The organism is Paraburkholderia graminis C4D1M, from assembly GCF_000172415.1.
Classification (GTDB): Bacteria; Pseudomonadota; Gammaproteobacteria; order Burkholderiales; family Burkholderiaceae; genus Paraburkholderia; species Paraburkholderia graminis.
In genome coordinates, this window is the sequence record NZ_ABLD01000002.1 from 86,536 (window position 1) to 100,560 (window position 14,025).

Annotated in this window: 15 protein-coding genes; 10 read left to right on the forward strand and 5 right to left on the reverse strand. The window is 61.9% G+C overall.

Annotation, left to right across the window (positions count from 1 at the left end; genetic code table 11):
- The first annotated feature begins 229 nt into the window (after positions 1-229).
- From BGRAMDRAFT_RS03335 to BGRAMDRAFT_RS03365, 7 genes are all read left to right on the forward strand, one after another.
- A complete protein-coding gene (locus BGRAMDRAFT_RS03335) occupies positions 230-448 on the forward strand; it encodes a hypothetical protein (RefSeq protein WP_006047245.1) in 219 nt (72 codons plus the stop codon).
- Positions 449-791: 343 nt separating this feature from the next.
- Positions 792-998, forward strand: coding sequence for a hypothetical protein (locus BGRAMDRAFT_RS03340; RefSeq protein WP_006047246.1), 207 nt, complete (start codon positions 792-794; stop codon positions 996-998).
- A gap of 177 nt (positions 999-1,175) precedes the next feature.
- On the forward strand, positions 1,176-1,802 hold the full coding sequence (locus BGRAMDRAFT_RS03345; protein WP_006047247.1) for a TetR/AcrR family transcriptional regulator: 627 nt from the start codon (positions 1,176-1,178) through the stop codon (positions 1,800-1,802).
- A gap of 76 nt (positions 1,803-1,878) precedes the next feature.
- On the forward strand, positions 1,879-3,108 hold the full coding sequence (locus BGRAMDRAFT_RS03350) for a YbfB/YjiJ family MFS transporter (protein WP_006047248.1): 1,230 nt from the start codon (positions 1,879-1,881) through the stop codon (positions 3,106-3,108).
- A gap of 143 nt (positions 3,109-3,251) precedes the next feature.
- On the forward strand, positions 3,252-3,407 hold the full coding sequence (locus BGRAMDRAFT_RS33505) for a DUF3309 family protein (RefSeq protein WP_006047249.1): 156 nt from the start codon (positions 3,252-3,254) through the stop codon (positions 3,405-3,407).
- Between the two features lie 141 nt (positions 3,408-3,548).
- Positions 3,549-4,349, forward strand: a complete 801-nt coding sequence (locus BGRAMDRAFT_RS03360) for an SDR family oxidoreductase (protein ID WP_006047250.1) — start codon at positions 3,549-3,551, stop codon at positions 4,347-4,349.
- A 531-nt stretch (positions 4,350-4,880) separates the two neighbouring features.
- Positions 4,881-5,354 carry an Lrp/AsnC family transcriptional regulator gene (locus BGRAMDRAFT_RS03365; protein ID WP_006047252.1) on the forward strand — a complete coding sequence of 158 codons (474 nt, stop codon included), beginning with the start codon at positions 4,881-4,883 and terminating at the stop codon, positions 5,352-5,354.
- Positions 5,355-5,478: 124 nt separating this feature from the next.
- Here BGRAMDRAFT_RS03365 and BGRAMDRAFT_RS03370 read toward each other — a convergent pair whose 3' ends face one another.
- From BGRAMDRAFT_RS03370 to BGRAMDRAFT_RS03390, 5 genes are all read right to left on the reverse strand, one after another.
- Positions 5,479-6,180, reverse strand: coding sequence for a 4'-phosphopantetheinyl transferase family protein (locus BGRAMDRAFT_RS03370; protein ID WP_006047253.1), 702 nt, complete (start codon positions 6,178-6,180; stop codon positions 5,479-5,481).
- Between the two features lie 69 nt (positions 6,181-6,249).
- Positions 6,250-7,590 carry an MFS transporter gene (locus BGRAMDRAFT_RS03375; RefSeq protein ID WP_006047254.1) on the reverse strand — a complete coding sequence of 447 codons (1,341 nt, stop codon included), beginning with the start codon at positions 7,588-7,590 and terminating at the stop codon, positions 6,250-6,252.
- A 102-nt stretch (positions 7,591-7,692) separates the two neighbouring features.
- Positions 7,693-7,929, reverse strand: a complete 237-nt coding sequence (locus BGRAMDRAFT_RS03380; protein WP_006047255.1) for a DUF2783 domain-containing protein — start codon at positions 7,927-7,929, stop codon at positions 7,693-7,695.
- Positions 7,930-7,976: 47 nt separating this feature from the next.
- Entirely contained in the window at positions 7,977-9,686 is a 1,710-nt protein-coding gene (locus BGRAMDRAFT_RS03385) for an FAD-dependent oxidoreductase (RefSeq protein ID WP_006047256.1), read from the reverse strand.
- A gap of 70 nt (positions 9,687-9,756) precedes the next feature.
- On the reverse strand, positions 9,757-10,716 hold the full coding sequence (locus BGRAMDRAFT_RS03390) for an MBL fold metallo-hydrolase (protein WP_006047257.1): 960 nt from the start codon (positions 10,714-10,716) through the stop codon (positions 9,757-9,759).
- A 277-nt stretch (positions 10,717-10,993) separates the two neighbouring features.
- Here BGRAMDRAFT_RS03390 and BGRAMDRAFT_RS03395 point away from each other — a divergent pair, with 277 nt between their 5' ends.
- The 3 genes from BGRAMDRAFT_RS03395 (at position 10,994) to BGRAMDRAFT_RS03405 (ending at position 14,018) form a co-directional block, all read left to right on the forward strand.
- The gene (locus tag BGRAMDRAFT_RS03395; protein ID WP_006047258.1) at positions 10,994-11,848 is read left to right on the forward strand and encodes an IclR family transcriptional regulator; all 855 of its coding nucleotides are present in this window, start codon (positions 10,994-10,996) and stop codon (positions 11,846-11,848) included.
- 50 nt (positions 11,849-11,898) lie between these two features.
- Complete coding sequence (locus BGRAMDRAFT_RS03400) at positions 11,899-12,711, forward strand: IclR family transcriptional regulator (RefSeq protein WP_006047259.1); 813 nt, start codon at positions 11,899-11,901, stop codon at positions 12,709-12,711.
- A 212-nt stretch (positions 12,712-12,923) separates the two neighbouring features.
- A complete protein-coding gene (locus tag BGRAMDRAFT_RS03405) occupies positions 12,924-14,018 on the forward strand; it encodes a Fic family protein (protein WP_006047260.1) in 1,095 nt (364 codons plus the stop codon).
- Positions 14,019-14,025: the final 7 nt, after the last annotated feature.

Genomic DNA, 14,025 nt, shown 5'->3' on the forward strand with positions numbered 1-14,025 from the left:
AGACGCGCGGCTTAGCGCTGCAAGCCTTATCCATAAAGGCACCATAACTTTTATTAGGAACCTTGAATAAATCTGGCACAAGCCGTGCATTAGTGAATCGGGCAGGCAGACTAAAAACAGATTTCCTATACTCATAGTGCGACGAGACCTCAGCACATCTGACGACACCCGCGAGCGCACGCCGGATCATCGCACCGGCCAATCGCTCGACTTTCGCGGCGAACACATCATGGCCAAGCTTCTCATCAACGATCTCGCAGACAACGTCGAACTCGACCGTGAGGCGATGGCCGCCATTGTCGGCGGCGCACGCATTGGGGCGCGGCTCTCGAGCGCCGCGCCGCTCGTGCCGACCGCGACTCGCGTCGTCGAATATCCGCCCGGCTTTCCGGCGGCGCATCAAACCATCGTGAAAGTGGCGGCGACGCGCAATACACGGCGCAGCTAGATTCGCGTTTATCAAGGCAGTACAGCGGCACGCGTCATCGACGCGTGCCGCTTTTGTTGTTGCCGCGCCGCGTTTCGCGACGCGTGCATCTCGTGCGTCGTTCGGCGTGCACGCGGCCCAACAGTTCGGGTGCGCTCTGTCTGCTGTATCCATACATCTGGCCGCTGGTTTTGCATCGTCGCGCTTTGCGATTAAAGGCCGCGCAATGCACATCCTTGCCTGGCCTGGCATCGGCGGACGCGTTGCGGATCGGCTCTTTATCGCGAGGAGATTGGCATATCCCTTGCAGAAACTTGAGCGGGCACTCCGCCGTGCTCGCCCACCCACCCCAAGGAGTATCGCCATGAAATCCACCGTCATCATCAAGGACCTGCCTCGCGGCGCCGACGCCGCCCACGAAGAAGTCACGCTCAGCGCCGAGCAGTTGAAGCTGGTGCGCGGCGGCCGTTCCGTCGTCGTCACCGTCGACGGTGGCGCGCTCGGCCATGTCGACGACTTCTCGATCAACACCGCCATCTTCGAAGGCCGCATCAAAGGCACTTATCTGTAGGACGCTCGAGATGTCCTCAATTGGAAACCGCCGCGCCACGTCATTGCGCTCGTGACGCGGCGGCGTCCATGCGCGCCGCCGCACATCGTCCCTTGCATTCTGTGTCGATCGATATATAATGCGGTTCTATATCGATTGATACAAAACCACCGACGCAGGCGGTAAAGGACATTCATCATGGCGCGACCCCGCGGATTCGACGAGCAAGAGGTGCTCGAAGCAGCAAGCGCAACGTTCTGGCTGAAAGGCTACGAGGCGACGTCCACGCGCGATCTCGTCAAATGCACGGGTCTCACGCAGCCGAGCCTTTACAACGCCTTTGGCGACAAACGCGGGCTGTATCTGCGCGCGCTGGAGCACTACCTGGATCATTCGCTGCGCGAGCGCATCAAGCGCTTCGAGAGCACCATGCCGCCTGCCGAGGCCATTACCGGTTTCTTCGAGGAAACCATCGAGCGGTCGGTGTCCGATCCGCACAAGCGCGGCTGCATGCTGGTTAATTCGGCGCTCGAAATTTCATCGGAGGACGAAGCATTTCGTCAGCTCGTCGCAACCGAAATCGCCGAGATCCGCGAGTTCTTTTATCGCTGCCTGGTCGCGGCGCAAAAGAGCGGCGCGATTGCCAAAACCGTTTCCGCCGACGAAACCGCCACTCATCTACTCGCCACCGTGCTAGGCATGCGTGTGCTGGCACGCGTCGATCCGCAGCGTGCGGTGCTGACGAGCGCGGTTGCCGGCGCACTGAAGCTGCTCGGCTTGCCGGCGCTGCCGGCCAAACACGGCGCGTCAAAGACACGCGTCTAACCTAACGAGCGATCCCTTCGCACTTTCACCGACATCCGGCGCGGCGTCATGCACGTTGGCCGGTAAAGGAACCGTCATGTCCACAGCGCCCTCCTTGTCCTCGTCGAGCTCGACATCGCTCGACGCCCGCGCGCTCTTTGCCACTTTCGCCGGGCTTTCCGGCAGTCTCGTTGCCATCGGCCTCGCGCGCTTTGCGTACACGCCGCTGATTCCGTCTCTGATCCAGGCGCACTGGTTCACGTCGTCGCAAGCAGTCACATTGGGCGCCGCGAATTTCGCGGGCTATCTGATCGGCGCGCTGATCGGCCGTCCGCTTGCGTCCGCGTTATCGAACCGGACCGCGTTGCGCATGCTGATGGCCGTGGTGACCGCGGCGTTCTTCGCGTGTGCGTATCCGCTGTCGATAAGCTGGTTCTTCGTGTGGCGTTTGCTGTCGGGGATCTCCGGCGGCGCGATCATGGTTTTGGTGGCGACCTCGATTCTTCCGCATATTCCCGCAGCGCGCCGTGGCTTTGTCAGCGGCATGATCTTTCTCGGACTCGGGCTCGGCATTGCTGCGTCAGGCACGCTGATTCCCGAGCTGTTGCACTTCGGCCTGCAAACCACATGGCTCGGGCTCGGCGCTGTTGCACTCGTATTGACAGTAGTGAGCTCGTTCGGCTGGCCGTCGACGAATCCGCCTGCTGCCGCCGCGGCGCCCGCTCATCATCATGGCGCGCAAACCAGCACGCTCGCGCTTCGCGTGCTGTACGCGCAATACGCCGCGAACGCACTCGGACTCGTGCCGGCGATGATTTTTCTCGTCGATTACGTGGCGCGCGGTCTAGGCCGAGGCGCGGCAATCGGCGCGAACTATTGGGTGTTGTACGGGCTCGCCGCCATCGCGGGGCCGCTGATCGCGGGCAACGTTGCGCATCGTATCGGTTACGGCAAGGCTTATCGCGTGGCTTTGTTGCTGCAGGCAGTGGCCGTCGCGATGATCGCGCTTTCCGGCAATGCGTGGGTGCTGGCACTGTCGACCGTTATTCTCGGAGTCTTCACGCCCGGCATCGTGCCGCTCGCGCTCGGTCGCATTCATGAACTCGTGCCGCACGATCACACGGAACAGCGCGCCTCATGGAGCCGCGCGACGACAGCGTTCGCTCTCTTCCAGGCGCTCGGCGGGTATGGCTACTCGTATCTGTTCTCGCATTCACACAACAACTATGCGTTGATCTTCATGTGTGGCGCCGCGGCGCTTGGCGTCGCGTTCATCGCTGATCTGATTGTTTCGCGCATCAGAACCGCGGGTTCTTTAGCGGCGTGACACTGCGTATGTTCCGCGTTGGGCACATGCCTTGCTCCTCAAAGGTGACGATGCTGTCCGGTCCGTCTTCTCTTTGCGCGCTCACTATGTAAGTGCGCAAAGCCGCGGACAGGAGAGCTTCATCAACCAAGCGGAGGTCATACATGTTGGGAACTATTCTTCTGGTTGTGCTGATTCTTCTTCTCCTTGGCGCGTTGCCGACCTGGCCGCATAGCCGTTCGTGGGGCTATGGGCCAACGGGTGGTCTTGGCGTCGTGCTGATCGTCGTGATCGTGCTGCTTGTCGCCGGCGTGATATAGCGATTGCGGTGACACGTTCACATCAGTAAGTCAAACGCAGGCCCGGCCGCCGGATTGCGATGCAGTGAACTGCTCGCAGATCCGGCGGCCTCGCTACATCTGAAGCTAGACGAATGCGCTTTTCAGCGCCGAGGAATTGCGATGGAAAAGTTACTCGCCAATCAGTTTGCTTTGGTCACGGGCGCGAGCTCAGGCATTGGCTATGGCGTTGCGCGAGCGCTTGCGGATGCGGGCGCGTCGGTCGCGCTGAACTATCACTCGCATGCGGAATCGGCGGAGAAGCTCGCTGACGAGATCAACCAGTCGGGTGGCACCGCGTTCCCAGTTAAAGCCGACGTATCGAATCCGGCCGATGTCGATGCAATGTTCGACGCGTGCCGCGCGCGCTTCGGCACACTGGACATCGTCGTCGCGAATTCGGGTTTGCAGAGGGACAGCGCTATTGCCGATATGTCGATGGAAGAATGGCAAACAGTGCTGGGCACCAATTTGACGGGACAGTTTCTCACTGCGCAAGCCGCTGTCAAAGAGTTCCGGCGACGCGGGCCGACATCCGCATCCAAAGCACTCGGCAAGATCATTTGCATGAGCTCGGTGCACGAAGTCATTCCGTGGGCCGGGCATGTGAACTACGCCGCGTCGAAAGGCGGGATTCAGATGTTCATGAAATCGCTCGCACAGGAAGTCGCGCCCGAGCGCATTCGCGTCAACTCGATTGCGCCCGGCGCGATTCGCACGAAGATCAATCGCGACGCGTGGGAGACTCACACGGCAGAGCAAAAGCTACTGCAATTGATTCCTTATGGCCGCGTGGGTGAAGTCGAAGACATCGGCAAGGCGGCCGTGTGGCTCGCATCGGATGAAAGCGACTACGTTGTGGGCACAACCTTATTTGTCGACGGCGGCATGACGCTCTATCCTGGGTTCATCGACAACGGCTAGACGGTGATGCGGCTTTGACAGACTGATCACACGAATATCGCGGACACCTCAGGCACGGCCCATGCTGAATGCTCTCCGTATTCCAACTCGATACGAAAGGAGATACATCATGCCTTACCTACTCGGCTGGCTTCTCGGTGTTCCGGTGATCGTGCTGGTCATTCTGTACCTCATCTTCCATTGATCATTCGAAACACGCTCCGTGGCGCGGCCCTTCTGTGGCCGCGCGTCTCTTTCACGTAATGCCATACATGCGTTCGGGCCCGAGCGGGCGTTCGTTGCGACGGGGTAGCGCCGCGGTTTCCGCTCAGGCTGCTTCGGTAAAAGCAGCGTCATACCGATAGCGGCTTGTGGCCGCGCGTGGACGCCATAAGATCGGCGATCCGGACGGTTCTCCGGGCGCGAATGCACCCTAAAAATATACCGGGACGCTCGCTGGATAGGCTTCCTAAAGCGGTGCGCCACGCGGCGACTAACGGAACGTTCTTCCGATAGAATCACGTCTGAACGAACAATCTTCCGAGTCAGCCCATGAACACCCGGACCCGCGAGCTGGACAATCAGGACCGCAGAATCCTCCGCGCATTGCAAAAGAACGCACGCGTGAGCAATGCGGAACTCGCCGAACTCGTCGGCATGTCGACCACGGCATGCTGGAACCGCACACGCCAACTCGAAACCGAAGGCTACATTCGCGGCTACGTTGCGCTGCTCGATCAGCAGAAGCTCGGCTTGGCGGATATCGTTCTGCTTGAAGTCACGCTCGATCGTCATGACGACGATGCGCTCGCGCGTTTCGGCGCCGAACTCGCGACACTCACCGAAGTACTCGAGGCGTATCTCGTCTCCGGCGATTACGACTATCTGGTCAAGGTGGCTGTGGACGGCACGGCGGGTTATGAGCGCTTCCTGCGCGAGAAGCTGTACAAGATCGCCGGCATTCGTCATAGCCGCTCGATGTTCGCGCTGCGCTGCATGAAGAGCATTCCGTCTGTGCAGGTTTAATGCGCGCTGAGGAGTCGTTGCGAGCGCTTCCTGCCGTTGCCCGGAGGCGCCGGTCGGGGCTGACCGTTAGTTGCGTCATGGGCGCAATAACAAGCGCTGCAAAAAGAGCCCAACAGTGGGTTTGCTATGAAGCAAGCGGCGTCAAAGACCACGCAACACACGCCGCGTAGCCGCGCGGCGCGGCTATCCATTGCGCGGCGATCGCACGCATATCATCGGGAATCGGGCCGCGCAGCGTCACGCGCTGGCCTTCGCGCGGCAGCACGCTCAAATGCTGCAACCCGCGCGCAATGCCCACGCCTGTCGTTTTGACGAGCGCTTCCTTGGCGGTCCATGCATCGTAGAACGCGGCCATTTGCGCGGAACGATCAAGGCGCTCGATCCACGCCGCCTCGTGCGGATCAAGCGTCAACGTGACGATGGAGCGCCAATCGAACGTATCGCTGCACTGCTCTATATCGACACCCACGCGCCGCGCCGACGACATCGCGATCAAGCCACACGCGCCCGCGTGCGACACGTTGAAGTCGAATGCCGTCGAATCTGCGAGACGCGGCCGCCCGTTTGCATCGACCGTAAAGCGCAGAGCGTGCGCATCGGCGTCAATACGTTCTGCAAGCAACTCGCGCAACGCAGCGCGCGTTGTGGCGAAGCGCAGCGCGTCTTCGGCGCGGCGGAAGCTGCGTGCTCGCGCGCGCTCGTCGTCGGAAAGCGATGCAAAGGACGCGGCGTCGAGCGACGTGTCGAATGACAGATCGACACGCCACAACGACAGGTCATGCGGGCCTTCATGCTGCAGCGGAACGGGGGCGATAAGGGCGGACATCGCAAGAGTCGAGGCGCAATGGAATTACCGCGACTCTACACGATGGTCCTTTTATAAAGCACCGCGCCGTTAAACCCGCCTGGTTTCCTTCGGCACGCCGAGCAGCAATGCAATCCCGCTTGTGAACAGCAACACGGTCAGCAGATAAAGCGCGTTGTCCATGCTGCCGGTATGCGTCTTGATCTGCCCGATCACCCACGGGCTCACAATGCCGCTCGTAATGCCGATGCTGCTGATCAGCGCAATGCCGCCCGCCGCCGCGGTGCCCGACAGATAGCTCGCCGGCACCGTCCAGAAGATCGGCAACGCGGCGAAAATGAGCACGGCGGCGAGCGAGAGAATCGCGAGCATCGCAGGAAAACTGCTTAAATGCAGGGTCAAAAGCGAAAGCGCGATGCCGCCGCCGATCGTGCATACCGCGAAGTGCCGGCGCCGTTCTCCGCGCCGATCGGAATGGCGAGCAATCAGAATCAGCCCGACCGCGCCGACTGCATTCGGAATGACGCTGTACAGACTGATTGCGAGAACATCGCGAATGCCGAAGTCGCGGATCATCAACGGCATCCAGAAATTGAGCGTCAACGATGCGCACGTCAGCGAGAAATAGATGAACGCGAACAGATAGACGCGCGGATTACGCAGCGCCTGCGTGAACGAGCGCGATGAATGCGATGCGTGCGACGGCTGCGATAAAGCCGCGCGGTCCTCGTCGCGTTGCGCGATCAATTGCGCTTTCTCATTAGCGGTGAGCCATTGCGCGTGCTGCGGACCGTCGACGAGATAAACCGCGGCGATGAGACCGAGGATAAGCGCGGGCGCCCCTTCGATGATGAACATCCACTGCCAGCCGAACAGGCCGAGCACGCCGCCCATATCGCGCATGATCCAGCCGGACACGAGCCCGCCGAGCACGCCCGCGACTGCCACGCCGGCGAAAAATATCGACAGCACCGCCGCACGCCGCCGCGCCGGATACCAGTACGTCAGATACAGCACGATGCCGGGAAAGAAGCCCGCCTCGAACACGCCGAGCATGAAGCGAAGCACATAGAAATGCGCGGGCGTCGACACCATCATCATGCCGACCGACGCCACGCCCCACAGCAACATGATTCGCGTGAACGTGCGGCGCGCGCCGAACTTCGCAAGCAGCAGGTTGCTTGGCACTTCGCACAGTACATAGCCGATGTAAAACACAGCGGCGCCGAGTCCGTACATTGCGTCGCTGAACCCGAGGTCGTGCTTCATCTGCAACTGCGCGAAGCCGATGTTGATGCGGTCCAGAAACGACACGACGTAGCAAAGAAACAAAAATGGAATGATGCGCAGCGATACCTTGCGGTATAGCAGATCGTCGTGCGCAGCGGCGCTTGAACCAGGCTCGAGCGCTGGCGAGAGGGACTGACTCATCGGTTATCTCCAGACATGAGGCGTGATGGGTCCAACGGACCCGTGGGTCCGGCGTCTTGATGCGCCGCGTTGTGGTTGTCGCTGAGGTGCGCGTGCGGCGGCTCAGGCCGCCAGCGGATGAACTTCGCCGCCTTCCGGCGACACGTCCGCCACGCCTTCGCGCGCGTGCCGGATTGCTTCGAGCAGCGTCGCGTGATCGCCGATATGGTTCGCGAGCAGCAGAATGAGTTGCGCATTCGCCGACTGACTGCGCGCATCGTCGAGGCCGCGATGCATGTCGATCAACGCCTCGTAAAAGTCATCGGGACGCGCGAGATTCGGTTGCGTGATCAGTGCCATGATGTGTCTCCGGATTCTATTTTTTGCTGCGAACGCGGGGCGTTCTTTCAGGCCGTGCCTTGCACGCATAACGCGCGCTTTAACGCATGCTCGACAGCAAGCGGTTCGAGTTGCCGCCAGCGCGCGCACACATGCTGGTCCGGGCGGATCAGATAGAACGTGCCGGGTCGCGCGTCGTAGCGCGCACTCGCGAGACCCTCGGTGTCGCGCAGAATCTTTGCATCTGCGATTGCTGCCGGCGGCGTTTCGCTGCGCGCGATCACCACGAGCTTCAACGGAATAGTGCTTGTACGAAGCGCTTTCAGCGCAGTTTCGGCTGCGGCGTCGATGCCTTCATCGCCGGAAAAAAGCACGCCTGTGAATTGCTGACCGAGATGCTGAAGCAGCCACGCCGATTCGCCGGCCGCCTGCACGGGTGCATCGACACACGAGGCGCCCGGCACCATGAGGCCCTCGAAGCTGTCGCTATCCGGCGTATTCAGCGGCGAATCGCTCAACACCGCCGGCACCGACAGCCGACCGCTATTCGTCAGTTGCCGCGCAAACGGATGGTGACGCGCGAGCTTCAGCACGGCATCGCGAAACACGCGGCTAACCGGGCTCTTCGGCGTGATGAAGTCAGTAGAACGCGTGGAGTTGCGGATGTTTTCGTCGGCGGCAAACTCGCGCTCGCTGGCATAGGTGTCGAGCAACGCATCCGATGCGTTGCCTTCCAGGACCATTGCCAGTTTCCATGCGAGGTTCTCCGCATCCTGCACGCCGCTGTTCGCACCGCGCGCGCCGAATGGCGATACGCCATGCGCGGAATCGCCCGCGAACAGCACGTTGCCGTGCCGGAAGCGTTCCATGCGCAAACACGAAAACGTATAGACGCTGACCCATTCCAGTTCGAACTTTGCATCCGGTCCGAGCAAGGCACGCACACGCGGAATCACGCGCTCGGGCGTTTTCTCGAGTACCGGATCGGCGTCCCATCCAAGCTGAAAGTCGATTCGCCACACGTTATCCGGCTGACGATGCAGCAACACCGATTGATTCGGATGGAATGGCGGATCGAACCAGAACCAGCGCTCGGTCGGAAAGTCCGCTTCCATCTTCACGTCGGCGATCAGGAAGCGGTCCTTGAACGTAACGCCTTTACTATCGAGTCCCATCAGATTGCGGATCGGACTGCGCGAACCGTCGGCGGCGACCACATACCGGCCACGCAACGCATATTGCCCGTCGGGCGTTTCCACCGTCAGCGTCACCGACGCGTCGCGCGCGCCTGGCGTTCCGCACTGCTCGATACCGACCACCTTGCTTTTCCAGCGAATCTCGATGTTTGGCATTTGCTGCGCGCGTTCGAGCAGAAAGCCTTCGACGTAGTACTGCTGCAAATTGATAAACGCCGGACGATGATGACCTGCTTCGGGCTGCAAATTGAACGAGTAGACGAGCTCATCCTTGAGGAACACTTTGCCGACATTCCAGCTAATGCCCTTGTCCACCATCCGCTGGCCGCATCCGAGGCGATCGAAAATATCGAGTGAGCGCTTCGAGAAGCAGATCGCGCGCGAACCCGTGGACAACGAACAGTCGTCGTCCACGAGTACGACGGGCACGCCCTGCTGCGCGATGTCGATTGCGGTGGCGAGACCCACCGGCCCCGCACCGACCACGATCACCGGATAGACCGTCTGTTCCCCGCCGTGGCGCGCGTCCTGTTCGCGGCACGGCTGATATTCGAACGACAGCGTCTGGTAGTTGATGCTCATGTTGTGTCTCCGTCCTGCTCCGCTTTGCTTTGCTTTGCTGCGCTTGCCTGTTCTTTTGTATGCGATGCCGTCAGGCTTGCAGCGCGTCCCACATTTCCTTGTCGCGCTGCGCGGTCCAGATGCGCGGATGCGTGATGCCGCTTGCTTCGTCGAAAGCGCGCGAAACGTCGAACGGCAAGCAATGTTCGTAGATGAACACGTGGCCGAATTTCGGGTCCATCGCCTTGCGCGTGTGCGCCATCGCGGCCTTCAGATCGAGCTTCTGCTCGACCGCTTCACGGCCTTGCTGCAGCAACGTTGTCACGAAATCCTTCGTGTAATCGAGACCTTTGTTGACGTCTTCCGGCGTGGTCAGCGCGGGGCCGCGGCCCGGCACGAGCTTCTCGGCATTGAGCGCGCGCAGTGCTTCGAGTGTCGCCGGCCATTGCTCGAGTTGCGCGTCGCCGCAATAGCACGCCGCGTCGTATTCGACGAGATCGCCGGAAAACAGCACCTTTTGCGACGGCAGCCACACGACCGTATCGCCCTTCGTATGACCCGCGCCGAGATGCGCGATGCGCACTTCGAGCTTGCCGAGGAACAGCGTCATTTCCTTTTCGAAGACGAGCGTCGGCCACGTGAGGCCCGGCACCGTTTCGACGCCGGCAAAAAGACGCGGAAAGCGTTCGATCTCCGACTTCATGTCCGCTTCGCCGCGCTCGACGATCATCTCGTACGTGCCGCGGCTCGCAATGATTTCCTGCGCGCCTTCCTCGAAATACGCCGACGCGCCGAGCACGCGCACCGCGTGATAGTGCGAGAGGACGACGTATTTGATCGGCTTGTCGGTGACGCTGCGAATCTTCGCGATGAGGTCTTGCGCCATGGCCGGCGTGGCGGTCGTGTCGACGATCAGCACGCCGTCGTCGCCGATGATCACGCCCGAGTTCGGATCGCCTTCGGCCGTGTAGGCGTAGGCGTTCTCGGACAACTTCGTCCACGTGACTTTCTTGACTTCCAGATCGGCCTGCGATGCAAATGCCTTTGCCATGCTCGTCTCCCTCAAAAGTTGGATGTGAGGCGAGACGGCCGGCTGCGCGCTGCGGCGCGGGCTGGCGGTATTGAAGGTTGTCTCGCCCGGTTTTTGACTCTGTGACTGCGCCGGTGTGTCGGGGTGATTGCATCTTATGGCCGCGCCTGTTTATTTGTCAATAGCGAAATGTATCGCTATACGCAAATCACCAAACGCCTAACATTGAAGCGTGGACGGTGACAGTTCGCAGTCACGGTTCGGTTAACATGGACCCTTTTTACGGACGAGCGCAGGCGTGAGCAAAGCAGCGAAAGCGGCCCCCGGCAAAGGCGCGAGCGGTACTGAAATAGCGGAAGGCGGCAAGACGCAGCGCGGCATTCAGAGCGTGGAAGTCGGCGGCCGGCTGCTGCTCGCGCTCGCGCAGGCGCGCATGCCGCTCGCGCTGTCGGACCTCGCCATCGCCGCCGATCTGGCGCCCGGACAGGCCCATGCTTATCTCGTGAGCCTAAGCCGGCTTGGTCTCGTCAAGCGCGACGAGTTGTCGGGCCGTTATGAGCCCGGCCCGCTGTCGCTGCGGCTCGGTCTGTTGCATCTGGAAAATCAGCCGGCGTTTCGCGCCGCCGTGCCGCGCGTGGCGGCGCTCGCCGAAGCAATCGGCTTTAGCGTCGCGATCTGTATCGCCGGGCCGCAGGGGCCGACCATCGTTCGCTATGAACATGGGGGTTTTCCGCTGCACGTGAATCTGCATGTGGGCACGGTCATGTCGCTGCCGGCGACGTCGACGGGACGCGTGTTCTGCGCATACCTGCCGAGCGAAACGCTTGACGCGATGTGGGCGAATCAGTCGGGCGCCGACCAAAGCGCGACGGCCGCGCCGCGCGACGCCGCGTTCCAGACGTCGCTCGAGAAGATTCGCGCGCGCGGCCTCGAAAGCAGTGTCGATGCGCCGAGTCCTGGCATCAGCAGCCTGAGCGCGCCCGTGTTCGATCCGGACGGGCGCCTGGCGCTGGCATTGACGGTGATCGGCTCGACCGGCTCGATCGACGTGGCCGCCGATGGCCGCATCGCCCGCGCGTTGCTCGGCGCGGCTCGCGAGATCGGCGCCGAGCTTGCCGCCCAACCCTCACTGCTTGCATCGTCCGCATCGTGACCGCTCGTACCGACAACGCTTCTTCCACGCCGCTTTCCGCGCCTGCTTCCATGGCTGTTTCCACGGATACAAAGCCGCAGCGCGGCATCCAGTCGCTCGACAGCACCGGCGAACTGCTGGCCGCGCTCGTCGCGGCGGCGCGGCCGCTGACCCTGCGCGACCTCGCCGCCGCAGCCGGCATGCCGCCGGCGAAAGCGTTTCCGCATCTGGTGAGTCTGCTCAAGACCGGCTTGCTGAGCCGCGGCGCGTCCGGCTGTTTCGAAGCCGGGCCGCTTGCGCTGGAGCTTGGCTTGATCGGCCTGCAGCGTCTTTCGCCGACGCGCGAGGCCGAGCCCGAAGTGGTCGAACTGGCGGCATCGACGGGAATGAGCGTCGCCATGGCGGTGCTCGGTCCGCTCGGACCGACGGTCGTGCGGCTGGAGGAATCGCCGCGGCCCTTGCATGTGAGCTTGCGGGTGGGCACGGTGATGTCGCTGGTGAATACGGCGATCGGGCGCGTTTTCGCCGCCCATGTCGCCGACGACGTGCGTGCCGGGCTGCTCGCGCAGGATCACTTGCGGCTCGCAGGAGCGAACGAGGCCGATGCTTTCGCCGGCAAAAGCGCGCCGCCCACGCTGAACGCAAGCTATGCGCAGCGTCTCGCGCAGATTCGCGCCGACGGAATCGATACCGCGCTGAGCCGGCCCGTGCCGGGCATCGACACGCTCGCGGCGCCCGTGTTCGACCACACGGGCAGCATTTGCCTCGTGCTCGCGCTGATGGGACCGAGCGGCAGCTTCGACAGCGCCGCGGCGGCCGGCCCGGCGCAGACGCTGCGGGCGGCGACGCTGCGGTTGTCGCGGCGGTTTGGCTGGATGGGCTGAATCAAGGGTTCCTGCGCGGCGTCGGCCGCGTCGTCGGCGGCCTCGGTCCGGTAATCGTTTTTTTTGAAAAACGGCGGTTTGTAATCGTTTCGGCGGAGAAATAATCGAAACGATGCGAGCGGCCGGGGTCCGAATAAGCGTTTTTTTGGAAAAAGCCCTGTTTGTAATCGTTTTGCACGTGGAATAATCGAAACTGATGCTCGCGCTGGCGCGTGCGGGACAATCTGCCGGGCAATCGCGACTTCTGCCCGGTGATCCGGCGCGCGGAGTCGGTGCGGCGCGCAGAAACGTACGACCTTGCGTCGCCACTGGCCGAACTCGAAGCCGATTACGGCGTGGACCTCATCATGCGCAGTGCCGTCTGGCTGACGGTGAAGGAGAGCCGCGCGAGTTTTCTCATCGAGCACGAACAGGACAAGGAGGATCGCATCCGCCGCTTTGCCGCGGTCATGGAAAGCGAGTGCGGCCGGCATGCCAATCCGTTCGATGCCGAAACGCTCGTTGCCCTGCAACGCGGCATCCTCGGGGAGTCGGCGTTGCGCTATGGCATTCGCCGCTCGCCGGTCTATGTGGGACACGTCGCGCGCTATGAGCCGGTGGTCGATTACATTGCTCCGCATTGGCAGCAGGTCGAAGCAATGCTCGCGGGCTTGAGCCAGTTCCTTCAACGCACGCAAGGCGGTGCGCCGATTGTTCGCGCGGCGGCGGCATCGTTCGGCTTTGTCTATGTGCATCCGATGGCCGACGGCAACGGCCGCATCTCGCGCTTTCTGATCAACGACGTATTGCGCCGCGATGGAGCCGTGCCCGCGCCGATCATCCTGCCTGTGTCCGCGACGATCACACAAAGCACGCGCGATCGCGCCGCTTACGACAAGGTGCTCGAACGGTTTTCGCGCCCGCTGATGAAGCACTACGCGGATCAGTACACGTTCGGGAAAACGGAAACGGCCGACGACGGAGTCGAGTTCAACCTGCACTTTCGCGCCTACGACGACGCGTTGCCCGCGTGGCGCTACCCCGATCTCACCGCGCACGTCAGCTATCTCGCGAATGTCATCGACGCGACGCTCCACCACGAGATGCGCAACGAAGCGCGCTTTCTGCATGCCAACGACACGGCGCGGCGCGCAATCAAGAACTTCCTGGAAGCGCCGGACAATGACCTCGACAGCATCATTCACAGCGTCCGGCAAAACGGCAACAGCATTTCCAACAGCTTGCGCGAACGCTATCCGCTTCTCGATGAGCGGCCGAATCTGGCCGCGCAAATCGTCAATGCGATCACCGAAGCTTTCTCCGAATAGAACATTC